This window comes from uncultured Methanofollis sp., assembly GCF_937919355.1.
Classification (GTDB): Archaea; Halobacteriota; Methanomicrobia; order Methanomicrobiales; family Methanofollaceae; genus Methanofollis.
Genome location: NZ_CALFSA010000068.1, coordinates 1 through 1,036, shown reverse-complemented (window position 1 = coordinate 1,036; position 1,036 = coordinate 1). Strand labels below are relative to the sequence as shown.

The 1,036-nt window shown below is 60.1% G+C and carries 1 protein-coding gene; it reads left to right on the top strand.

What is annotated here, in order from left to right; all coding sequences use genetic code 11:
• A partial coding sequence (locus tag Q0520_RS03350) for a glycosyltransferase family 4 protein (RefSeq protein WP_298666586.1) occupies window positions 1-913 on the top strand: 913 nt, incomplete at its 5' end.
• Window positions 914-1,036 lie beyond the last annotated feature (123 nt).

The window sequence follows — 1,036 nt, the reverse complement described above, 5'->3', positions numbered from 1 at the left end:
GACGCTGTACGGCGCTCTCGCCAGAGAGGGGAATGGAACCGAGGTCTCCTGGAATGCCCGCGGCCGCACCTTCGACCTCGTCCACTACCACACCTTCGGCCCCCTCGCCCTGACGAACAAGAAATTCGAGCACGGCATTAAGGTGCTCACCGCCCACTCCACCCCGCGCCTCAACAGCGGGAACATCGCCTTCTCCAGTACCATCAACAGGTTCTATCCAGGCATCTACCAGGGTTTCGACCATATCATCACCATCTCCCCTCTCTGCGACGAGGAAGTGCACGCCTTCGCCCCCGACGTCCCGACCACTCTCATCCCGAACGGCGTGAACAGGGAGAGGTTCAGGCCGGACCCGGCGAAGAGGGCGGCATTCAGGGCGAAGTACGGCATCGGCGAGGACGAGTGGGTGGTGCTCACCGTCGCCCAGCAGACGCCGCGGAAGGGCATCTACGACTTCCTCGCCCTCGCACACGAACACCCGGAGATCAGGTTTGTCTGGGTCGGCGGGTTTCCATACGGGAAACTCTCACAGGACTACGGTGTGATCGAGGAGAAAAAAAGTCGGTGCGGGAAGAACGTCCTCTTCACGGGTTTTGTCGACGACATCACCGCCGCCTACTGCAGTGCCGACGTCTTCTTCATGCCCTCCTATGCCGAGGGCCTCCCGATGGTCATCCTGGAGGCGCTCGCAACCGGCCTCCCGGTCGTCGCCCGCAGGATCCCGGAGTTCACCGGGAACTTTAAGGACACGGCGCTGTACTTCGAGGACATCGAAGAGGCTGGTGCGCTGCTCGAGGACCGGGCGTTGCTCGGAAAGCACGCGGCCATCTCCCGGCCCTTCACAGACAATTACGACATCAGGAAGGTTGCTGACCTCCACGTGGACCTGTACAGGGAGTTGACAGGGCAGTGAAAGGCCGCACTGCTCTGCAAGATCATGACAGACAGATGTAACAACAGGACGACATCACCAGAGGAGATCTCATGAAGGTCAACTTTTTCGTCGAGGACATGCTCTTTTTCAAGTATATCGGGT